At 65.9% G+C, this 20,852-nt stretch carries 20 protein-coding genes; 8 read left to right on the forward strand and 12 right to left on the reverse strand.

Features of this window, described 5'->3' with window-relative positions:
• Positions 1-100: 100 nt before the first annotated feature.
• The gene (locus ACLQ3C_RS20405; RefSeq protein WP_425706926.1) at positions 101-406 is read right to left on the reverse strand and encodes a WXG100 family type VII secretion target; all 306 of its coding nucleotides are present in this window, start codon (positions 404-406) and stop codon (positions 101-103) included.
• 76 nt (positions 407-482) lie between these two features.
• Positions 483-983: a YbaB/EbfC family nucleoid-associated protein gene (locus ACLQ3C_RS20410; protein WP_425706927.1), complete on the reverse strand. Its 501-nt coding sequence runs from the start codon at positions 981-983 to the stop codon at positions 483-485.
• Positions 984-1,080: 97 nt separating this feature from the next.
• Here ACLQ3C_RS20410 and ACLQ3C_RS20415 point away from each other — a divergent pair, with 97 nt between their 5' ends.
• The 6 genes from ACLQ3C_RS20415 to ACLQ3C_RS20440 all read left to right on the forward strand — a co-directional run bounded on the left by ACLQ3C_RS20415 (position 1,081) and on the right by ACLQ3C_RS20440 (position 6,057).
• Positions 1,081-2,268, forward strand: a complete 1,188-nt coding sequence (locus tag ACLQ3C_RS20415; RefSeq protein ID WP_425706928.1) for a hypothetical protein — start codon at positions 1,081-1,083, stop codon at positions 2,266-2,268.
• Positions 2,269-2,311: 43 nt separating this feature from the next.
• A complete protein-coding gene (locus ACLQ3C_RS20420; RefSeq protein WP_425706929.1) occupies positions 2,312-2,752 on the forward strand; it encodes a hypothetical protein in 441 nt (146 codons plus the stop codon).
• Positions 2,749-3,942, forward strand: a complete 1,194-nt coding sequence (locus tag ACLQ3C_RS20425; protein ID WP_425706930.1) for a hypothetical protein — start codon at positions 2,749-2,751, stop codon at positions 3,940-3,942. Before ACLQ3C_RS20420 ends, ACLQ3C_RS20425 begins: the two co-directional genes overlap by 4 nt.
• Position 3,943: 1 nt before the next feature.
• Complete coding sequence (locus ACLQ3C_RS20430) at positions 3,944-4,393, forward strand: hypothetical protein (protein ID WP_425706931.1); 450 nt, start codon at positions 3,944-3,946, stop codon at positions 4,391-4,393.
• Positions 4,390-5,442, forward strand: a complete 1,053-nt coding sequence (locus tag ACLQ3C_RS20435) for a hypothetical protein (protein ID WP_425706932.1) — start codon at positions 4,390-4,392, stop codon at positions 5,440-5,442. Before ACLQ3C_RS20430 ends, ACLQ3C_RS20435 begins: the two co-directional genes overlap by 4 nt.
• Before the next feature lie 117 nt (positions 5,443-5,559).
• Positions 5,560-6,057, forward strand: a complete 498-nt coding sequence (locus ACLQ3C_RS20440) for a DUF4333 domain-containing protein (protein WP_425706933.1) — start codon at positions 5,560-5,562, stop codon at positions 6,055-6,057.
• Positions 6,058-6,063: 6 nt separating this feature from the next.
• On the opposite strand, the gene ACLQ3C_RS20445 is transcribed toward ACLQ3C_RS20440, so the two are convergent.
• From ACLQ3C_RS20445 to eccCa, 4 genes are read right to left on the reverse strand one after another with little or no spacing between them, the layout of a single operon-like run.
• A complete protein-coding gene (locus tag ACLQ3C_RS20445; RefSeq protein ID WP_425706934.1) occupies positions 6,064-6,786 on the reverse strand; it encodes an ESX secretion-associated protein EspG in 723 nt (240 codons plus the stop codon).
• Positions 6,786-8,342 (reverse strand): PPE domain-containing protein, encoded by a 1,557-nt coding sequence (locus ACLQ3C_RS20450; protein ID WP_425706935.1) that lies wholly within the window; start codon positions 8,340-8,342, stop codon positions 6,786-6,788. The genes ACLQ3C_RS20445 and ACLQ3C_RS20450 overlap by 1 nt, the downstream gene beginning before the upstream one ends.
• A complete protein-coding gene (locus ACLQ3C_RS20455; RefSeq protein ID WP_425706936.1) occupies positions 8,335-8,667 on the reverse strand; it encodes a hypothetical protein in 333 nt (110 codons plus the stop codon). The genes ACLQ3C_RS20450 and ACLQ3C_RS20455 overlap by 8 nt, the downstream gene beginning before the upstream one ends.
• 19 nt (positions 8,668-8,686) lie before the next feature.
• Complete coding sequence (gene eccCa, locus ACLQ3C_RS20460; RefSeq protein ID WP_425706937.1) at positions 8,687-12,739, reverse strand: type VII secretion protein EccCa; 4,053 nt, start codon at positions 12,737-12,739, stop codon at positions 8,687-8,689.
• 122 nt (positions 12,740-12,861) lie between these two features.
• Here eccCa and eccD point away from each other — a divergent pair, with 122 nt between their 5' ends.
• Entirely contained in the window at positions 12,862-14,379 is a 1,518-nt protein-coding gene (gene eccD, locus ACLQ3C_RS20465; protein ID WP_425706938.1) for a type VII secretion integral membrane protein EccD, read from the forward strand.
• 5 nt (positions 14,380-14,384) lie between these two features.
• Here eccD and eccB read toward each other — a convergent pair whose 3' ends face one another.
• A complete protein-coding gene (gene eccB / locus ACLQ3C_RS20470) occupies positions 14,385-15,890 on the reverse strand; it encodes a type VII secretion protein EccB (RefSeq protein WP_425706939.1) in 1,506 nt (501 codons plus the stop codon).
• 133 nt (positions 15,891-16,023) lie between these two features.
• On the opposite strand from eccB, the gene eccE reads away from it, so the two are divergent.
• A complete protein-coding gene (gene eccE / locus ACLQ3C_RS20475) occupies positions 16,024-17,748 on the forward strand; it encodes a type VII secretion protein EccE (RefSeq protein WP_425706940.1) in 1,725 nt (574 codons plus the stop codon).
• A gap of 99 nt (positions 17,749-17,847) precedes the next feature.
• Here eccE and ACLQ3C_RS20480 read toward each other — a convergent pair whose 3' ends face one another.
• The 5 genes from ACLQ3C_RS20480 to ACLQ3C_RS20500 all read right to left on the reverse strand — a co-directional run bounded on the left by ACLQ3C_RS20480 (position 17,848) and on the right by ACLQ3C_RS20500 (position 20,847).
• Entirely contained in the window at positions 17,848-18,138 is a 291-nt protein-coding gene (locus tag ACLQ3C_RS20480; RefSeq protein ID WP_425706941.1) for a hypothetical protein, read from the reverse strand.
• A 48-nt stretch (positions 18,139-18,186) separates the two neighbouring features.
• Positions 18,187-18,456: a hypothetical protein gene (locus ACLQ3C_RS20485; protein WP_425706942.1), complete on the reverse strand. Its 270-nt coding sequence runs from the start codon at positions 18,454-18,456 to the stop codon at positions 18,187-18,189.
• 124 nt (positions 18,457-18,580) lie between these two features.
• A complete protein-coding gene (locus ACLQ3C_RS20490; RefSeq protein ID WP_425706943.1) occupies positions 18,581-19,384 on the reverse strand; it encodes an ESX secretion-associated protein EspG in 804 nt (267 codons plus the stop codon).
• Complete coding sequence (locus ACLQ3C_RS20495; protein WP_425706944.1) at positions 19,381-20,463, reverse strand: PPE domain-containing protein; 1,083 nt, start codon at positions 20,461-20,463, stop codon at positions 19,381-19,383. The genes ACLQ3C_RS20490 and ACLQ3C_RS20495 overlap by 4 nt, the downstream gene beginning before the upstream one ends.
• A gap of 87 nt (positions 20,464-20,550) precedes the next feature.
• On the reverse strand, positions 20,551-20,847 hold the full coding sequence (locus ACLQ3C_RS20500; protein ID WP_425706945.1) for a PE family protein: 297 nt from the start codon (positions 20,845-20,847) through the stop codon (positions 20,551-20,553).
• Between the last annotated feature and the right edge of the window lie 5 nt (positions 20,848-20,852).

The raw sequence follows: 20,852 nt of genomic DNA on the forward strand, positions 1-20,852 counted from the left end.
CTTCTCACCAGCCAGATACGACACCCACTGCAACGACCCCGGAATCCCGATCGTCACAATGCAACCCCACTCGCGTGCGGACGAAGCTCAGAACAACCGTTCACATCCCCGCCGAGTCGCCGCCCTCGAGGTTGTCGGCGGTGTTCCGCAATCCCTCGGAGTAGGTGGTGAGTAGGTCGACCTTGGCCGAGATCGCCTCGGAGACACCGTGCTTCTGCCCCAGGTAGCCGCCCCCGGCTCCACCGGTGGCGAACTGGGTGCCGGGTTCGTCGTCGCCCCATGGCGCACCCTCACCGGCCAGACTCGACTCCAGGCTGGACAGCACCTCCTGGAGCCTGCTGCTGGTGCCGGCGAGGTGCGCCGACGCCGCGCGCAGCTCCGCAGGGGTGACTCCGAGTTCTGCCATGATCGCTCCTTCGGGTTGTCGGCCCGGTGGCGTCGCTGTGTGACGCCGACGGGTCGGATGGGTTGTTCGACGTCGGCTATGTCCAGCGACCGGCGCCCGGATGCGGGGCGGTCGAGCGTTCGGTGGAGCCCGGCGGCGCCGTGGAGATCTGTTCTGGGGTGATCGCGAAGTCACGCAAATCGGGTGCGCCGTCAAGGACTTCGGACAACGACGGCAGAGCCGCGTTCGCCTTGCGAATCGACTTCATCATTGCTTCGCCCTGACGGGCCACGTTCGCCGCGGCCTGCTGAGCGGCCTCGGTGACGAACCCGGCCAGATCCTCGAAGTCATACTCGTCGAGGAAATCCGGGTCGATCTCGGTCTTGATCACCACCCCTTGGGCGTTGACGTGCACCGTCACCGTACGGTCGGCGACCGTGGCATGAGCCACCAGCTGCGCGCGGCGCCGCTGCACCTCCCCGATCGCAGTGAGCTGTTCTTGCGCGCTGGCCATCAACTCATGGAAGTCGAACCCGAGTCCGTCGTCCGCCGTCGTCACACTTCCCCCCAAGTAGGTGTTGAGCACAGTGGCCGCCATACTTTCACACGCGAATGACCGCCGCTAGCCACCCGACACGCCAGACTCTACGATCACGACAGCCACCACGACCACACCACCGTCCCGAGGGAGGCCAATGACCTCGTCGTCGACACCCGATCCTGCCGATGATGTGTCGCTGAGCTGGGGTTTCACCGATACGGCCAGCGCACCAGCATCTTCAGGGGGCGACACCACCACGAACCAAAGCCCCGAGGTACTCCTCGGCGAGGTCGTCGGTGGAATACATGACACGCTGCCGCCCGCGTGGTCGTTCTATCTGACCGAGATCGCCATCGCCGCCGACGAACATCGCACGCGTGCCGCGGTCGAGACGCCCGACGGACGGCTGCTGCCGCTCACTGTCGGTCCGGGGGTTCTGCGCGCCGCCGCGGCGCACCGTGAACTCACTGCCGGAGAGAGCCCCTGGATGTGGCTGCGGATCACCGAGCATCGCGGCGGGGAACCACAGATCGCGGCATTCGACGGCTTCGTCGGCGCCCCGCCGCAACATCTGCTGTTTCCGCCGGCGAGTTACCGGGCCGACGTCAGCATGTCGACCGCGGCCACGACCCCGCTGTGGCTACTCGCCCACGTCCACGATGCCGGCCGACAGCTGCGTTCGGCGTCGACGGCCGCTGCTGCTTCACCGGCCGAGTGCGTATACCCCACCGACGAGCTACCCCCGCTGCCGATACTGTGGCCACGCTTTGCCGCGTTGTCGGCGATCTTCGCAGCGGTCGACGCCGTCGACGGCCCGCGGATGACGAGTGCCGTGGGCATCTTTCGCGGCGAGCTCGGCGGCTGCACGTTGACCCGTCTTCCGTGCGGACGCGCTGTGCTCTCCGGCGGCGCCGACCATTCGACACTGCTGACCGCGGCCTACCAGGGACAGCTCGAGCACCCCGACCTCTATCGCGGTGCTCCCGCCTGGGTCAGCAACATCGTGCTCGACGAGCGTGCCGCCGCCGGAATGCTGACCTTCTGCTACTGGTGGTCCGACGGCCGATGGTCGCGCGCCGATCTCGTCGGCCCACCGGAGTGGACCCCGGTCACCGAACTCGCCTCGGCCGTTCCCGGTGTGTGGACCTCGGTGACGACGGCCGAACTGGTCCGGGCGACGTTGGGACGGGTGGGCATCGAGGTGAGCACCGACGCCGCATGGAACTACGTCGCGCAGGTCGACGCCGGAAACATCCGTCCCGATCTGTTGGCCACGCTGCCGCATCCACCGGCCGCCCCGGCCGAGGGTCTGGCCGTCCTCGATCTCACCCAACCATGGTGATGCCGGCGCACCGCACAAGAGAGAACTGGATAGGGTGACCCGCATGAGCGCCGCCAACTCGGTATTCCCCCAAGCCGGATGGGAGATGGTCTACGACCTGCGCGCCGCGGTCCGCGACGGCGACGTTGCCGCGGTGAGCGCTTTGGTCGGCCAGGTCGACGTCGAGCAGGCCCGGCAGTTGGGCGCGATGGCCCCCTCCCTGCTCGTGCAGTACACCGGCACGCAGCCCTCACCGGAGACGGTCCGGCTGACCGCTCGTACCCTGCATCGCCACCTCGCACCCTTCGACACGCGAAACTCGTTGACCGTCAATCACATCGTCGAGATCCTCACTCCCCTGCTGGCCGGAAATCCCTTACCCGACTGGGCAGATCGGCCGATGTTCCTCGCGAGCCTGGTCGGATTCCTGATGCCCGACGGCGCCGCCGAAGAACGAGTACGGGCCGACCTCGAGCCCCTGTGGGCCAGAGCGATGGAGTCGTGATGGCATCACCACAGACGTTCGATCGCTGGTGGCCCGAACTGGTCCGCGTGGGTTCGGCTCGGGGACAACGGGATCGGTGGCCCCTCGAAGAGGCGTTGTTGACCCTTCCGGACGAGGACGGCGCCGCGCTGGTCGCCGTCGCGATGGCCGGACTGCACGCCCGTCTACAGCGCATGTGCGACGACGACCCGACGGAGCACAAGCTGTGGCTCATCTCCGGGCTGCTCCAGTACCAGTTGCTCCTGCCGGAGGGGTACACCCGTGAGCACCTCTACCGCCTGCTGGGCGTGATCGCTTCACGCAACGAAGCCGCGTTGGCCAGCCCGGATATCGTGGCGCTCCTCGAACTCGTGTGGGGGCTCAAACCCCCCGCCGATCCGGAGCGCGCTCGGGAACACTCACTGCGCCGGTGGCTCGACGAGCCGCATCCCACCCCCGACAACTTCCTCGCACCGATCGTTGCCACCGTGCTCAGCGCATGCCCGGACGACTGGCGCAGCTTCGAGGGCACACTCACCATGGCTGCCGGTCAACTGCTGGCGAACCTCACCGTCACCACACCAAGCCAACCCGCAGCATTGCTCAGCAGACTGCTTCCCGCACCCGAAATCATCAATCACCGCAAGGGCGACCACCTGGAGTGGCGCGCGGGCATCCGCGCCGACAATACCGAGGTACACACCACAACTCTGGACCGAAACGCAACACCCCACCCGGCAGAGTTGTTGCGTATCAGCGACTTCTATGCGGAGATGCCGTCCGGCCGAATCCCCGATGACACCCCCGCCTGGCTACGCGGTTACCTCACTCACGGCACGATCGACTACGGCTCGGGGCAGCGCCCGGTCGTCGGCCCCGCCGAAGCCCTCGACATCGTCCGCCGCCGAGCAGCGCAACGAGGCCTGGGGCCCACATTCGATACCCGGATGCTCGTGGCGGTCCGGCTACCGGCCGGCTACCGGGTCTACATGTATCAGCCACCGGACATCCCGTTCGACCAGTTGATCGTCGGATCGCCGCGCTTCTACGTCGGCGACGACTGCCGGATCTACCCCACCCGCTCAGGATTCCCCGCACATTCCGACGAGGAATTCCGCGTCGCCTTCGAGCAACGCCACGGCTACGACTCCACCACGGGCGAGCCCTGGGTCCGGCCCACCGCGATCGTCGGACCCAGAAAGCCGCAGTGACGTGGCCGGGATCGGTGTGTTCTCCGAGCGTGGGTGGGATGCGGTGTACCGCATCCGATCCGCGGTCAACACCAGTGACGCCGACGACTTCGGGGCGCTCTCGGTCGGCGTCGACCCGGAGGTGGCGGTGCAGACGACGATGATCGGCGAGACGTTGCTGCGGGCCGCACTCGGGGACGACCCGCCCGCAGCCACCCTGGCCGGCGCAGCCGCCACCCTCGCCCCGCATCTGCGTCATTTTCTGGGCGCGCCCACCCTCGACGCCGGACACGCCGCCGACCTCATCCGCACGGGTCTGCGTTTGCGGGACTGCCCCGGATGGGCTTCCCGCGCACAGACGATGATGTTCTTCTGCGGCTTCCTCGCTCCCGTCGACGACGCCGACTTCCTCGACTTCCGCCTGCGCGCCGAGCCCGCATGGGCCGGCGCGATCGAGGACCACGTCCGGTGAGCGCCGTCCTCGACCCGGCGACCATCGACCGATGGCTGCGGGAACTGGCCGTCCTGGCGAGCGCGTGGGATCCCGCCGAACGCAACGCTCGATGGAACAGCTTCCGAGACGGCCACTCCCCCACAGATATCGACGACCTACTACACGTCGCCACGCATGCGGTGCGCGTGCGGGTCGGCGAACTCCTCGACGGCCGGCCCACGGTCGAAGGTGTCCTCGGCATCGCGGCGATGACCATGAACCGGGTAGGGCTCGACGATCCTGCACGCACCGGATCGCTTCTCGCGGACTGCGTCGTCGGCGCGCACGACCACATCCGAACCCTTGACGCCCAACGCCTTCCGTGGGTTCTGACCGCCATCGGGATGCCTGCCGACATCGAAGAACTCCGGACGGTCTTCGTCACCGAGTGGCTGCGCACCCAGCGCATCGATACCGCCGAATCGGCCTCCACCCTTCGACAAGCGGTCCTCGACAGCATCGTCCGCGCCGCACCACCCGGATGGCAATCGATCACCGGATCGCTCTGCGCTGCAGCCGGAGCCGCCCGCGCCACGCTTCGGGTCGCGCACCCCGACGGTGACGTGGGGATCGGTGCGCCGGTACGAATTCCCGTGCTCCACCAGCTGCGGGCGATCGATGCCGACGGCGGAAAGCCTTGGTGGCGAGCGGAAGTGCAGATCACCCACGACGACAGCGCACTCGTCACGACGCCGGCCGCGACTCCGGCCCCGCCCGTGGACCTGATGCGCCCCAGCGACTATCGTGCCGAGGCCGAGGTGACCGGGATCGCGTTACCACCCTGGATTGTCGAGTTCTGTGCCACCGGCACCGTAGAACCCGGCACCGCACCCACGCTCACACCGGCCACAGCGACGGAGGCTGCTCTGATCTGGTGGGCGTGCAAGCGCATCGAGGTCGACGCGCGCCACGTGATGGTTGAACGTGTCACCGACGGATACCGGGTCCACGCTCGTGTCGGACACGATGTGCTCGTCGCTCACGTCGACGATGCCGGCGGCGTCGGGAGTGCCGCAGATGCCGCATGAATGCCGACGAGTCGACCGTGCCACGCTGAATGGGAGGGGCGCTGGTATTCTCAGCGCCGGTCTCAGAGCGTCGCTCGAACACCGAGACCATCACAACGCCGGACTTGGGGGATCACCGTGACGGGACCGTACAACACACCAGGGCAACCCACGGGCGCCGACGCCGGGGCGGTACCGCCTCCGCAGCCTCCGCACGGCGCGTCGGGGTGGCCGCCGTATGCCGGTCCTGGTGGCAGCCCTTGGCCCACGCCGCCGCAGACCCCACAGCAACAGCCCAAGAAGGACCGCAAGCCGTTCATCATCGGGGGCATCGTGGGTGCGGTGGTGATTGCCGCCGTGGTGGTGGTGACGGTGCTGGCGTTGATGGCCAACGCCGACGACAAAAGTCATGATCGGGCCAAGCTGATGAAGTACGTGACATCAGCTGCGCAGAGCACTTACGGGGGCAAAGACGGCGTCAAGTCCGTCACCTGCCCGCAGAACCCGCCCACCACCATCGGCGCGGTGTTCACCTGCACCGTGGACGTCGTAGACGACCCCACGCTGACGATCACCGTCACCGTCGCCGACCGGGGGTGGCGCATGAGCATGAACCCGACGATGCCGTCAAACTGAAGCGGCTCAGTTGTGCCGTTCGTAGATCTGCTTCACAGCGGCGATGTAGGTGTCGAACGCCTTCGCCGTTCGTTCTGGCGTCGCTGAGACCACCTGTCGGGCAGCCCGATTGACGATCAAATCACCGTGGTCTCGGACAGTGACGATATCGAAGGTCTTCGTGTCCGGGTCCGGGCGCCAATCAACCATCGCGCCGGGCAGCACCCCCACCGGGAGTGTTGCAACGAGCCCTCGTGCCATGACCGCGTCGAGCTCGCGCTCCTTCGCAAGTTCGTCGGGACCCGTCGACGCGCCCGTGAACCGCCATTCCCGCGGAGTCCCGGACACATTCACATCCAACGTCTTTGCCAGCGCCTTGCCCACGTCGACAGAATTCAGTGCGCGCAAGGTCACCTCGCCACCGATGTCGGGGTCGCGTCCGGGCTCTTGCGTTGCCAGGCAGGCAATGCCGTCACGAATTCCGACGTGGGCACGAAACAGTCTGCCCCATCGAGAACCGAAGATCTCGACACGGACCTCCGGAGTCGTCAGCGCGACAAGAGCCGGCTCGTACCACTCGGTCAGAGTGGTGATCGCCTCATCGATCGCATCGATCTGTTCATATCGATGCTCGTCGGTCGTATCCGAAGTCGGCCGCGCGCCCAATGGATAGGGTAAGTACTCGTGGCCGAAATGTTCCCACATCTGTTTGAAGGCAAACGGTTTCATCCGCCACACCGGAGAAACCATCAGGTACGGGTTCCGTCATCGCCGCTGGGCGTAGCTTGCTCGCCGCCTTCGATCGCCGAACCCTCGACCGCAGGTGTGATGTCCGGCCCCGCGATCTCTTCACCGTTGACCCGGGTGCGCAGCGCCTTGAGAACCTTGTGCACCTTGTCACCGCCGCCTCCCGCGCCACGACCGCCCGCGCCAGGTGCACCGCCGCCAGATCCCGTGGTGCCCTGTGCGGCCTGGGCGATTCCTGCAGACGGCCGGGTACTGGTCAAGGTGGACTTGGTGGTCCCGGTCTTCGTCGTGCGCTCCGACGGGGTATTCGTCGCACTCGGGGCGCCCGATCCGACGCCACCGCCTCCCGCGCCACGACCCGATCCTCCTCCGCCGGCGGTCGGCGACGACACAGGGGTGATACCACCCGGGAACCCGGTTGGTTCAACGACATTCGGAACGCCGCCGGCAGTCTTCTTTGCCAATTGCTCGGCTGCCTGTTGCGCCTGTGACATCGCCTGCTGGGCCGCCTGCGAGGCTTGCGAACCCATCGAACTCAGCGTCGCCGCCGCCGTGTTGCCGATTTGCGAGAGCGGGTTGTCGGTTGCCGACGGCCTGTCGACATTCTGCGCCGCATTCTCCTTCATCAAGTCTTCGAGCGACCTGTTGAGGTCGGGCGCAGACACCGGCTGCGCGCCGCCACCGCCTCCGCCCGTGCCTCCTCCGCCGGGGCCACCGCCGCCAGGGGTAGGAATGCCAGCGGGCATCGGGCCTCCGGGGCCGTCGGCCGGCGCCGGGCCTGCTGGGTGCAATTTCGTCAGGTTCTGCACCGATTCCTGAAGTGGTGTGGAGTAGTTTTTCGCCAACAGATCGGCAGCTTGCGACGTTGCCTTGAATACCTTGTCCACCATACCCTTCACGGAGACAAATTGCTCATCGCCAATCCCGCTGAGATAACTACCCCAAGTCCACGGTGTTTTTTCATCAATCTCTGTAGTGGGAATATGCTGGTAGTAGTCGCTCAGACCGAACCAGGTCTCGCCAGTGAAATGGTGCTCACCATAGGTAGTGTCATCGTCCATCGGCGGAAAATTCGTTGCAGCAAAACGGAAATTCGCCGCCAGCCCAGCCATTCGGTCCGACATCTCGTTGGCGTAGTCACGAATACCCTCTGGAAAGTCGCCCACAAATCCGGTGACTGCAGTGCTCGCCGATTGGGCGGTGTCACCGGTCCAGCTACTCGCGGTGATTTTCGATACGGCCGTGTTGTAATGCTCCATTTCCGTGGCCCACTTCTCACCAAGTTTCTCCCACGCCCCCGAGATCTCGTCGAGCTGACTCTGTTTACCGTCGAAAGAATCCTTGACCGCTTTCATCTGGTCGTACGACTTACTACGCCAGTCCGTCCCCTTCACCGGCGATGGCTGGTAGACCTTACCCTCTGGCCGAGCTTCTCGCGTGAGTCGGTTCATGTTTCTGTCCATCCGGCGCTGGCCGACTGAACCGCTGCTCAATTGTCTGCGACTCTCGTTCAACTTGCCTATCGCGTCGGCGACAAGGTCATCGTAAGGGTTACCCATCGGAGTCTTGACGCGTCAATGTGCCGAGCGAGTATTGCATCAGGGTATGAATTTCGTCGACCGAATGCGCTTGTGCTGCCATCTCATTGCTCAGGTCTGCGCGCCTACCCGAGAGATGATCTTTGACGGCCTTCGCTTCATCGGAATCACCGAGTGCGTCGTTGAGGAAAGGTACGTTGGGATCCAGCCCGGCCTGCAGGAAACTTTCCAATGACGTCCGGGCAGCGGTCACGGCGCTCCGCACGCCGGGATCCAGGTGCAGCGTCAACGACTTGTCCCTCAGCGCCGGCCCGAAGGCATCGTCCGGCAGATCGCTACCACTCATCGAAAATTCCTCCCCGTCATCACATCATCAACTGGATCATCCCGGAACTCTGTGTCCGCGAGATGAACATGCCTCGTCCCGGCGGCATCGGATGCGGCCGGAAGTTGCCCAGCAATGGACCTTCGTCTTTTGTACCACCCATGATGAGGCCGTTGCACGACAAGTCCTTCAGGCGTCCGACAAATGGGTCATAGAGGGCGCGGGAGGCGCCGCCGACGCGGCGTGTCACCACGACGCGCAATCCGATGTCGCGCGCTTGCGGCAGATACGGCACCACCGGCGCCAACGGATTGTTGGTGGAGGTCACGATCAGGTCGTAGTCGTCGATCAGCAGGTAGACGTCGGGGCCCGACCACCACGACCGCTCCTTGAGTTGCTGCTGGGTGACGTCGTCGGGCGGGAGACGACGTCTGAGCAAGTCTGCGAGATCGGCCATCATCTTGGTCGCCGAGTCCTCAGCGGTGACGTAGCCCCCGAGTTGCTCACCCTCGATCGCGCCCAGCAGGCCACGGCGATAGTCGATCATGATCACCTTGGCCTCGTCGGCGGTGGCATTGCGCACGACCCCCTCGGCGATATTGCGCAGCAGCGTCGTCTTTCCCGCCTCGGCCTCGGCGAACACCACGAGATGGGCCTGCGCCTCGAAGTCCACGACGACGGGCGCCAGAGCGGCCTCGTCGATGCCGATCACGATGCGCGACTTCGAGAGCGAGCCCTCGCGCTCCGCCCGCGCGAGTACCGGCACCGGGTCGAGCCGATCGGGCAGCATGCGCACCCGCGGCGCGCGCCGGTCACCATAGAACTCGATCATCTGCGCGACCATGTTCTGCACACCCTCGGGTAGGGAATCGACCGACGAGTCGGAGTCGATGCGCGGCAACCCGATCAGCAGCTGCAGTTGCTCGCGACTGGTACCTCGGCCCGGCCGGCTGTCCGGGATGGCTTCCTGCGCTTTGCGTCCCATCTCCGAGTCGGACGAATCACCGAGTTTCAGCTCGATGCGAGTCCCGAGCATATCCTTCACATTCGCGCGGATCTCCATCCACCGCGACGCCGAGACGACGAGGTGCACACCGTAGGACAAGCCCTGCAGAGCGATGTCGACGAGTTGGGATTCCAGCGCCTCGAAGTCGCTGCGGATCGATGCGAAGCCATCCACGACGAGAACGACATCGCCATGCAGATCCTCGCTGAGCGGGTCCGCGGCACGCTCGGCGGGCGCCAACGCGGCCAGCCGCGCCTTGCGCTGGCGGAAATCGCGCATGGATTCGATGCCCAACTCGCGGAAGCGTTCTTCCCGCTCGCGCAGGACGGTGGCGACCTCGGCGACCGTGCGGTTGACCTTGTCGCGGTCCATTCGTCCGGCGACACCGCCGACGTGTGGGAGGTTCTGCAGACTGACCAGGGTGCCGCCACCGAAATCGAGGCAATAGAACTGGAGCTGCTCGGGTGTGTGGGTGAGCGCGCCGGCGGCGATCATCGTGCGCAACGCAGTGGATTTGCCCGACTGCGGTCCGCCGACGATCGCCACATTGCCTGCGGCGCCGGACAAATCGATGCTCAACACGTCGCGGCGCTGATCGTAGGGACGGTCGAGGATGCCGATCGGCATCCACAGGGCTCCGTTGACATTGGCCGGATCCCACCATTGGGGGCCAGGTAGCAACTCGTTGACCGCGGGGCTGTCGTCCAACGGCGGCAACCAGACCTCGTGTGCGGGACGCCCGTGCCCCTTGAGCCGCGCCACCACGACATCGAGCAACGAGGGCGTGTTGCCGGTCTCGGCCGCCTTGAGCTCGGATTCGTACCGGTCGAGATCGGCCTGCTCGCCAGGGGTGAGCGTCGACGAGTCCTCCGGCACCGCGGGCTTGTCGACGTGTCCGACCGTGAACAGTTTCGGCGCCAGTGCCCCCAACTGCGAATGCCGCGTTCCACCCAACTGCGCACGAGGCTTCACATACGGTCCCGACACGTACGAGGTGTTGAAGCGCTTGGGCTCGTCGGCATCGGATTTCAGGAACGCCGATCCCGGCACCGAGGGCAGATGGTAGGCATCCGGTACCCCGAGGACTTGACGAGACTCGCCCGCGGAGAACGTCTTCAGGCCGATCCGATACGACAGATGCGAATCAAGACCACGCAGCTTGCCTTCTTCGAGCCGCTGGGAGGCCAGCAGCAGATGCATGTGCAACGACCGGCCCAACCGACCGATCATCACGAACAGTTCGGTGAAGTCGGGCTTTTGGGACAGCAGCTCGGAGAACTCGTCGACCACGATGAACAGCGCGGGCAGCGGATCCAGTGGGGCTCCGTTGGCCCGCGCCCGTTCATAATCTCCCACGTTGGCGTAGTTGCCTGCGCTGCGCAGCAATTCCTGTCGTCGGTTCATCTCCCCGGCGAGTGCATCACGCATGCGGTCGACCATGGTGATCTCTTCCTCGAGGTTGGTGATGACCGCCGCGACGTGCGGCGCCTCATCCAGTCCGAGAAATGTGGCGCCGCCCTTGAAATCGACGAGGATCAGGTTGAGCGCCTCCGGCGAATGGGAGGTGATCATGGACAACACCAAGGTGCGTAAGAATTCCGATTTGCCCGAACCCGTTGCCCCGATGCACAGGCCGTGCGGGCCCATGCCGTATTCGGCGGCCTCCTTGATGTCGAGTTCCATGGGCTGGCCGTTGGGCGTGATACCGATCGGGACACGCAGGCGTTCGCGTGGTGAGCGTGGCCGCCAGATCTCTTCGGGGACGATCTGGGCGGCGTCGGGGATCTTGAGCATCGCCATCAGTCCGGGGTCGATCGCGTTGCCGCGGACCTCGGCCTCCAGGCTGACGATGTGCTGGGCGGCGTTGGCCGGCCGGTACCGGCCGATCCGCCGGGCGGCCGCCTCGGCCTCGGCGACACCCAACGTGTCAGGGACCCCGAACTTCTCCACCCCGGCCGGCCCGCGTGCCGCGATCGTGTCGTCGTCGACGACCAATTGCAGGCCCCGGCGCGCGGCGAGGCCGTCCTTGGGCGCATTGAGATCGAGCACGGTCACCGACTCGAGACCGGCTTCGGTGACCAGCCGTTCGTCGCCGGAGACGTATCCGTCGTCGAGGACGACGATCAACTGTTTGACCGACTGGCTCGGAGAAGCGTTGCGTGAGAATCGTCCTCGCTCGCCGAGGTCTGCGCCGAGCACCGCCTCCAACTTCGACAGCGACGAGAACACCATCCGCATCGGACCGATGCCGTCGACGTGGGCGGGATTCTGTGCCTGGGGCAACCATTTGAGCCATTGCCACACCGTCCCATCGGGATTGGCGGTGACGACGGCGATCTGCAGATGATCGGGACTGTGGAACAGGCACAGTTCCACCAGCATTGCGCGCACCAATGACCGCGTCACCGCACGGTCACCCTCGACGTTGATCGCCGGGAAGCGCCTCAGACTGACCGCCGTCGGCAGCGAATGCACCACCGCATGGGACCGCACGAATCTGCGCAACGCCACCGTCGAGACCGGCTCGAGATCCTCGGTGGGTCCGGTCTCGGGCGCCAGTAGTCGCGTGGCCAGCCGCTGAGTGCCCACCCCGACGCGGGCATGACAGAAGTCCGCGTCGTCGGGCCGCCGCTCCCACATGCGCCGGGAACCGGCCAGATCGATCAGGATGCGCGGATCGGGATGGGTCCACTCGAGTGCGGCGCGCTGCTCGTCGCCGGTCCCGTCGACACTCTCGCGCAGATTCGCCAGATACCGGAAATAGTCCTTGCGTTCCTCATCGAGCTCTGAAGCCGCCTTGCCGGCACGCTGACTGCCGCCACCGACGAACATGCCCACCATCGACATGACCATCATCATCGGGAACATCATCATCATCGGGTTGGTCGCGAGACTGCGACCGCCCACGGTGAACATCAGCGCGATCATCCCCACCACAGCGACGACCATCACCAGCGGCAACAACTTCATCAGCAGATTGCCCGGGATGACACGCGGAACCTCCGGTGGCGGCTGCAGATCGACCTCGCCGCCCGGCGTCTTGGGCGCGCTGACGCGCGATCGCCGCACAAATCCTTCTGTTCCCACGTACCCCTCGCTACCCAGCGTCGACTTCCTGACCGAACTGAGGTCCCCCCGATCGGTACCTGCCAGTAATCTATGACGTTAGCGAAGATCAGGGCCAACAGCCGAAAGGACCCCTCGTCCAGATGACACTCCCCCCATCGTTGCAGCCGCTCGACGACCTCGAAGCCGAGACCGCGAGCGAACCCGAATTGACCCGGGTGACCTTGCTGGTGGGGTCGCTGACCCTCGATGTCGGGGTACCGGGAAATGTCGACATCCGGGCCTTCATGCCCGAAGTCCTGCGACTGCTCAACGAGCGTCTCGTCGCACGCTCGTCCGTCGACGACGAACGACTCGAGCTCTTCGACGACGCTCCCGGCTGGTGGACACTGGCGGCATTGGGGCGCCCCGGGGTCGACGACACGCGTTCACTCGACGAGGTCGGCTTCTTCGAGGGTGACGTCCTCACGGTGCGGCTCGTCGGCGAGCACCCACCGACGATGCTCTTCGACGACGTCGAGGACGGAGCCACACACACCGCGGCTCCTCCCCCCACACGAATGCCTGAGTGGGGGGTGGCGCGACGACGTATCGCTGCCTTCGGGGTGGCCGGGATTGCGACCATCGGCCTGCTGGTGATGCTGCTCGCCGGACACGATTCGCCCGTCTATGTTCCGGTCACCGCCACGGCGATCGCCGCCGGACTCATCATCTTCTCGGCCTATATCGCCCGCGGCCGGTCCGACGAGTACGCCACCGGTGCCACCGTCGCGTGCGCACTGCCGCTGGTGTTCGTCGGGTCCCTGCGGCTGCTCCCCGGTGCGGTAGGGGCGGTGGCGCTGCCGATGGCATTCGGTATCACCGCGCTGGTCTCGTTCCTGGCGTTCCAGATCAGCGGTGTCAATCGCTCTCTGCATGCCACGGTGATGTCCCTGACCGTCTTTCTCGGCGTCGCCTCGGTGTGCTGGAATGTTTTCGACGTGACACAGCGACAGGTCGGTGCAGTACTGACAGTGGTCGCGGTGATCGCGGTGTCTGTCGCCCCGCGGTTGACCATCACGCTGGCCAAACTGCCGGTTCCCCCGGTCCCCACCGCCGGTGAACCCATCGACGACATCGACACCCGGGGCGAACCGACGGTGCACGGCGTCGACGCGGTCACCGCGCGATCGGTGCCCACCGCCGACGGTCTCGACGAGCGCATCGCCCGGGCCAACGCGTACCTGACCGGCATCCTCGTCGGCTCCGCCATCACCGTGGTCGTCGGGGTGTATCTCAGTGTGGACACCTCCACGGGCCACTTCTATTGGCAGGCAACGGTCTTCGCCGCGCTGGCAGCGGCCGTTCTGTGTCTGCGCGGGCGTACCCATCATGACCTGCGCCAGGCGGCCACGATGGTGGGCCTCGGCCTCCTCTCGGCACTGACGATCATCGTCAAGTCGGCACTGGAGCTCGACGACTGGGCCGAGTACGGGTTGCTGCTGACCATCGGACTCGGGATGCTGGTCTTCGCGACCGGCGTCATCGCACCCCGATTCGAGTTCTCGCCGATCGCACGGCGCTACGTCGAATTGCTGGAGTACCTGCTGATCGGGCTCATCATCCCGTTCGCAGCGTGGATCATGGGGATCTACGGCTGGGTGCGCGGGCTCGACATCTGAGACGCTCAGCCGCCGGCCTCGGCCGACGGGCTCGTCGGAACCGCGGCAGCATCACCGCTGTACCCGCCGTGCGCGATGAGTGCCGCATCGGTGGACAGTGTCGGCCCGGCCGGCAACAGCGACACCACATTCCACGGCGCAAGCTGCGGCAGGTTTTGTTTGCCGTCGGCGCTACGGACGCCGAAGACCCCCAACGCGTCCGCGGTCTTCGGATCCGGGATCGGGTACCGCAGCCCCGTGTCGGAAATGTAGAAGAGCTGACCCGCGACCCGACCCTGCCCCGCGGCCTGCACGAACTCCCCGGTGCCCGGCGGAATGTAGGTGGCATCGACGTTGGGGCCGTCCCCATCGGCGCTGACAAGGGCCGTGGGCCGCGCATCCGCGCCGATCGGCAGCCTGTTGCCGACCAACATCTCGACGGTGGGGTCCTGCGACAGGCTCGGCGCGGACCAGTGGGTGCAGATCGTCGTGTAGCCCCCCAGCGTGAAGTGGGGCACCTGCGCCGGGTAGTCGGTGGTGTCGACGGGCATCGACGCGGACTGCGGAAGCGAATTCAGCGTGGCAGGCGGCATCTCGACGGCGTCGCCGAGCAAGCCGGGGTTGCTGAAACGGATGATGTCCGCGGTGGCGTCGGAGACCGGCGCGATGCCGTCGGCGAGCACCACATACTGTCGCGTGCCGCCGGACTCGACCGACTTCACGATGGACCCGATCTTGACGGGTTCGGGAAACGACAGCTGCGACGGGCGGCCCGCCTCGGGAATCACGATGCGGCCGATCGGCGCCACCGCACGGAACGAACCGAGCAACCCCGCCGAAGCGTTGATCGTCGACGCCCCGGTGATCTTGAGGGCGTTGACCAGCACCGGATCGGTCGGGTCGATCTGGGCGCGCTTGCCGTCGTAGAGCAAGAAGTAGTGACCGTCGGAGTCTGCTGCGATCGCCGCCGATCCGGCCGGGGCGACGTCGATATCGGCGCTGCGTTTCGGCACCGACGACAACACGACAGTCTCGGTGCGGAACGGCGAGGTGTCGTCGCCGGATCGAGTCTGCGAGTCACACACCGACCAGTCCGAGCGACTCAGGTCATCGGCCTTGGCAATCGAAGAGGGCGCACCGATGATCCCGAGCGTGGGGCCCGCCGGCAGCGATCCGAGATCGGAATCCTTGACCTTGGCGGGATTGTCGGGTTTGCCCGCAATCAGACGGGCCGACGTGAGATTGAGCACCGGATGTAACTCGTTGTTGAACCGAACATAGAGGGCACCCGATGACTGCGACGTGATGATCGTCGAATTCCCCAGAGAGGGAGAGGGTTTGAAGATCGCCAAGGCGGCACAAGCCCCGACGACCAGCACGCAGATCACGAATCCGACGAGCATGGCCCGTACCTGACTGCGCATGGGGTCGTGAATCATCCGCGAGTCACGACGGATCAATGCGTGTTCGAGCCGCCGCAGCAGGAAACGGTATCCGTTGACCTGCGCCCGCGTCGTCAAGCGCGCCGGCATGAGACCCCCATCCGAACAACCGTATTCACGTACACGATGCACCCTCGATCGAGTGGCCAGGGTACCGTAGCCCGAAAGTCGGGTGTCGTGGGCCGTCGACTGCCCGTCGTCGTTTGGGGGGAGGATTTCCGTGGTGACAACGCAATCGACTGCTCGTCGGGTCGCGCAGACCGATCCGCGCACGCAGATCACTGACGCGCCCGGGCGCTCGCGATTGCAGTCCTCATCGCAGAGCGCCGTGCGGCGCGTCGTGCCGCCCTGGTGCGTTCTCGTCGTCGAAGTGATCGCCCTGGCCGCGCTGGTCGTCATTGCGGTCACGGATGCCGTCTGGTGGATCGCCGCGGTGGTCGCCGTGCTGATGGCGGTGTGGTTCATCCCCTTCGGTGCACATCCGGCGGCGCAGCGGGTGCGTGAGCGGCTGACCTTCCGGATGTCGCACGACCGCAGGCGACGACGGGCCCAGACGGTTCCCCAGCCCTTCGACATCACCACCTCCGACGGCGCCCAGTTCGGATTTCGGTGGGACGGGGACGCCCTGGTGTCGATGCTCGAGATCGCGGAATCGCCCGAGGCGCTGACCATTCTGGAGCCGGGTGCCACCGTCGATGCCGTCTGTATACCTGTGCGGGTACTCGCGGAGAGCCTGCGGCAGTTCGATATCACGTTGGCGGCCATCGATATCCACATCAGCGGTTCCCGGTCTCGCGGTAACAGTCGGGTCGCCGCGGTCTATGACGAGGTACTCGGCCCCTTGCCCGCGATCGCCCACCGGTCGGTGTGGCTGACCGTCCGCCTGGACCCGACTCTGTGCCCGGATGCGGTCACCCGGCGCGGCGGCGGATCGACAGGCATTCTCAAAACCGCCGTCACCGGCACGCGGCGAGTGGCCAATCGTCTGCGTGAGCAAGGATTCGACGTTCGGTCCCTGACCGCGGCCGAGATCACGCGCTCGATCACCCATCTGTCCGACGGCATCGCGCCGGACTCCGTCGAGGAGACCTGGGACTGTTGCCGCTCCGGCCAGATGTTTCTGCGTAGTTATGGTCTCGGGCAACCTATCCTGACCTCTGTCGGGCTCGACCGGCTGTGGACCGTGCCCACCCACACCACGACGCTTGCGTTGTCGCTGCGGGCCACCGAGCACCCCGACCTCATCCGCGCCACCGGAATTGTCCGCTTCGCGACCATCGCGCAGCCGGCCCGTGTCGGCATCGACGGACTCTCACCACTCGGCGGCCATCAGTTGGACGCACTGGTCGGCTCACTTCCGCTCCCGCGACCTCAGGCCGACGGTGTGCACCCGACATTCGGCAGTCCGGCCGACTTCGGCGAAATCCGGCTTCCGGCGTCTGGCTGCGGTCAACTCATCGGCGCCGATCCGCACGGCCGGGCGGTCGCCTTGCCGATCTTCGGTCCGACCATTGACCGCGTGGAGATCGCCGGCAGCCTGCACCTGGTTCAGCAAGTGGTGTTGCGCGCCATCGCACTTGGTGCACGCGTCCTGGTCTCATCGCGGCGCCCCGCGCACTGGCAGCAGATGGTCAGCGCGGTGGAAAACAACAATTTGCTGTGGGTCGCCGAATTCGACCGCGGGGCCATGCATGCCGGCGCCGAGGCCAACTACTCGGTGATGGTCTTCGACGGTACTACCCCACGGCCGGTGAACACCGGTGTCACGTCGCTGAATGTGTATCCGATCGGGGCTCCGGTATCGGACTCGGCCGATGTCACGCTGACCCAACTGAATCGGGACACCGACACGGTTCGCGTCACCACTCGCAGTGGAGCGGTCGCCGTGGAGATGGTGGCCGGCGACGACGAGATGACCTACGTCGGCGCCTCATACGACCTGGACTGAATCCGAACCATAGACCGGGAGAGAACCCCGATCACATCGAATTCGGGCGCCCGACACCTGGTGGTGTCGGGCGCCCGAAGGTTTCGGCTCTCGTAAGTCTCAGCTGAACAGCGAGGCGTTCTTCGCGTCGAGCGCCTGCATCATCTGGTTCTGCTCTCCCGCGTGCTTGGTCGAGTCGTTCATGTTGTTGAACGCGTCGATCAGCTGCTGGTCGATCTGCGCCTTGACATGCTGCAGGGTGGTGGCCGCCTCACCCTCGTAGATCTCGAGGAGCGAGTTGAACACCGCATTGATATCGTCACGAACCTCGTTGGCCGCCTTCAGGTATGACGCCTGATCGCCGAGCGAGGTGTCGATCGAGCCGTGGTTGTAGGTGATCTGTTCTGCCATGGTGGTCTCCTGGTGGTAAGTGAGTGCGAGCGGGAATGCGCCTGCGGGTCAGTGCGAGTCGCCGGAGACCGCGTTGTTGATACCGGTCTCGGCCGCCTCCACCGTTCGGTCGAGCAGCGCGATGATCTGATTGAACTCTTCGTCGTTGGCATTGGACTTCTGCAGATGCACGTGGGACGCATCGCCCTGCCAGGCACCGCCGGTCATCTCGACATCGGTGTCGCGGAACTTCTGCAGCAACTGCTTGGCGTGGTCACGCTTGTCCTTGACGTCGGACAGCTTGGCCTTGGCCTCTTGCGGAGAGATCTTGAGTCCCATGTCTTTTCCCTTCGATTATGTGTGTCGATGGGTGCCCGGACGGGCCACCCCCTGTTGCGGTCTTCGTCGTCGCGATGTCGGTGTCCCGACTCCCGACATCAGTGACTGTTCCCCTTTTCGCCCCTCACCACCCCTCCGGCAGCAGAGACATCAACTGCGCGATTGCCTGTGCGATCCGGTGGTCGGAACCACCCTTGATGCTGCACCACAATCGCCCGTCTGGTGAAGTGCTGGGCGCACTCAGAACACAGCCGCGCGCCGAGTAGAACACGGCGACGGCACCCTCGGCGACGACGCTGCGGTCGGCGTGCTGATCGAGCGCCGAGACCCGCATCTCCACGGCCGCACGGTAATCGGCGAGCACCGCACCGAGCACGAGTGCGGAACGCGAATCGGCACCGAAGGCGTGTAGCTCATCGGCGATGGGAGTTGCCGAACGCAGCCCGGCAAGATGCTCCGCAACGTCGAGGGCCGGTGCACTCACCGAGCCACACTCGAGTTCAAGGGCCGTCGGCAACAGCCGGGCCGCCTCGGCGATCACCCGCTCGGCGCCCTCGGCCTCGAAAGCGCGCAGCCGGACCGTGTCTCCGCGGCGGGTGGCGACGACGTGCGAACGTTTGACCCGCAGCAGCGATGCACGCAGCAACCCGTCCGCGGTGACGATGCGGATCGACAATTCCCGCTCGGGACGGCGCATCGCGACCACGACGTGCGCCAGGTCCGGATCGACCTCGCCATCGACGATGAGGTCCCGCTCGGACAACTGGCGTGCGCACCGATCCCGCACCCGTTCCAGCTCCTCCACCGTCGGCTGAGTCGGCCAGAGCGCCAACGTATCGGGCAGGGTGTCCACGCCGAGCCGATCGGCGAGCGTGAGGATCTCGTCGACACTCAGGGCGAAGTCGACATCGAGGGTTGCCATACTCATCCGCGTCCTCCCCGTTCACCGATGACCGATGGCGACACCCAGTCGTTGGACGCGGTCTGTTCGAGCCGGGTGCCGTCGATATCGAGATCGTCGTCCGAAACCGGCGGTGCAGCAGTACCTCCGAAGGTCGATGCATCAGGACCCCAGCTCACGCTGTCGACCGAGAAGCCGCCCCCACTCGATGCGACGGCGGGCGACCAGCTCACCGGCCGCACCTCGCCCGCATCCGACAGCGATGCGGCGGGCCGCGTGGAGTCGAACTCTTTGTCGTCTCCGCCGCCGCGACCCATGGCTCCCATCGGCCCCATCGGCCCGGAGGTGGTCGCACCGGAAGGGTTGGCAGATGCCGCCACCACCCGCGAGCCGCGTTGTGAGGTATCGGATTTGACCGTCTGAGTGCCGAAGACACCCAGCGGCGCGGCGGGAACGCCGCCACCGACTCCGCCACCGGCCCCGCTCCCGAGACCACCGGCCGGGGCGCCGGCACCGGCGCCCTGCGGGGCGTCACCTTTACCGGCGGCCCGCTGTGCAGCCGATTTGGCGATATTCGGTGAGCTCTGGGTGTCCCACGGCTGCGCCAATGGGGTGGCCGTGTGCTCATAGCTATTCATGATCGCCACCGCATTTGCGGTGGCCGCCTGCACCGCCGCGTCACCGGCACCGAGTGCGCCGACGACAAGACCGTTCGGATAGCCCTGCAGCGAACTCCCGATCGCCAAGGCCTCCTGCAACTTTTGTGCCTCGGGCACAGTGGGCATCGCCAGTACCGCCACGGCGTGGGCGACCGCAGCCGATTCGGCATGTCGGGCGTTGGCCGCGGCATCGAGCGCCACGGCGTCGAGCCACTTTCCGAATTCCTCGAGTTTGGCGTGCACGGTGTCCGATTGTGCCGAACGCCACGATTCGTCGAGCTTCGCCAGTAGAGCGCGGTAGTCCTTGGCGATGTCGGCGAGCTCGCGCGCAACCTGTGCCCATGTCTCGCCCGCCTCACCCATCGGTCCCGCACCGGCGCCGTTGACGAGGTCATGTGCCAGCCGTCTCAGGTCACGCGAGGCCCAGACAACCCCCGTGAAGCCCACGTTGTTCCCTTCCGGTCGGTCGATCCATCAAACGTGAATTGGACGAATATCGTTGCGGACGAGAGTGTCTCATCCGCGCATACCCGTTCAGGTGGTGACGAATCCCTGGTCGGTGTCGGTGTCGGCGAGCGACGACGAGACCGTGGCGACGGCGTCGGAGATCTCCCGCAACTCGGCGACACCGCCGTCACCGGCGGTCCGGAACGCGTGGTGCACCTGCCCCATGGTGGTGGCAGCGCGCACCGACACCTCGTCGCTACCCGCCGGCGGCGGCGTCAACGACGCATCGCCGGTGTTCAGGACACCATTCAATCGATCAGCGAGTTTGCTCAGTTGCCCGGCGACTTCGGAGATCTTGGCGGTGTCTGCGCTCAGTTCGGTCATGAATC

The organism is Gordonia sp. DT30, assembly GCF_049844915.1.
Classification (GTDB): Bacteria; Actinomycetota; Actinomycetes; order Mycobacteriales; family Mycobacteriaceae; genus Gordonia.

Bases quoted from the DNA above. Each gene is read 5' to 3' on its own strand.
- ACLQ3C_RS20405 (WP_425706926.1), bottom strand. From the start codon at position 406: ATGGCAGAACTCGGAGTCACCCCTGCGGAGCTGCGCGCGGCGTCGGCG.
- ACLQ3C_RS20410 (WP_425706927.1), bottom strand. From the start codon at position 983: ATGGCGGCCACTGTGCTCAACACCTACTTGGGGGGAAGTGTGACGACG.
- ACLQ3C_RS20415 (WP_425706928.1), top strand. From the start codon at position 1,081: ATGACCTCGTCGTCGACACCCGATCCTGCCGATGATGTGTCGCTGAGC.
- ACLQ3C_RS20420 (WP_425706929.1), top strand. From the start codon at position 2,312: ATGAGCGCCGCCAACTCGGTATTCCCCCAAGCCGGATGGGAGATGGTC.
- ACLQ3C_RS20445 (WP_425706934.1), bottom strand. From the start codon at position 6,786: ATGGTTTCTCCGGTGTGGCGGATGAAACCGTTTGCCTTCAAACAGATG.
- ACLQ3C_RS20450 (WP_425706935.1), bottom strand. From the start codon at position 8,342: ATGGGTAACCCTTACGATGACCTTGTCGCCGACGCGATAGGCAAGTTG.
- ACLQ3C_RS20455 (WP_425706936.1), bottom strand. From the start codon at position 8,667: ATGAGTGGTAGCGATCTGCCGGACGATGCCTTCGGGCCGGCGCTGAGG.
- eccD (WP_425706938.1), top strand. From the start codon at position 12,862: ATGACACTCCCCCCATCGTTGCAGCCGCTCGACGACCTCGAAGCCGAG.
- eccB (WP_425706939.1), bottom strand. From the start codon at position 15,890: ATGCCGGCGCGCTTGACGACGCGGGCGCAGGTCAACGGATACCGTTTC.
- ACLQ3C_RS20480 (WP_425706941.1), bottom strand. From the start codon at position 18,138: ATGGCAGAACAGATCACCTACAACCACGGCTCGATCGACACCTCGCTC.
- ACLQ3C_RS20485 (WP_425706942.1), bottom strand. From the start codon at position 18,456: ATGGGACTCAAGATCTCTCCGCAAGAGGCCAAGGCCAAGCTGTCCGAC.
- ACLQ3C_RS20490 (WP_425706943.1), bottom strand. From the start codon at position 19,384: ATGAGTATGGCAACCCTCGATGTCGACTTCGCCCTGAGTGTCGACGAG.
- ACLQ3C_RS20500 (WP_425706945.1), bottom strand. From the start codon at position 20,847: ATGACCGAACTGAGCGCAGACACCGCCAAGATCTCCGAAGTCGCCGGG.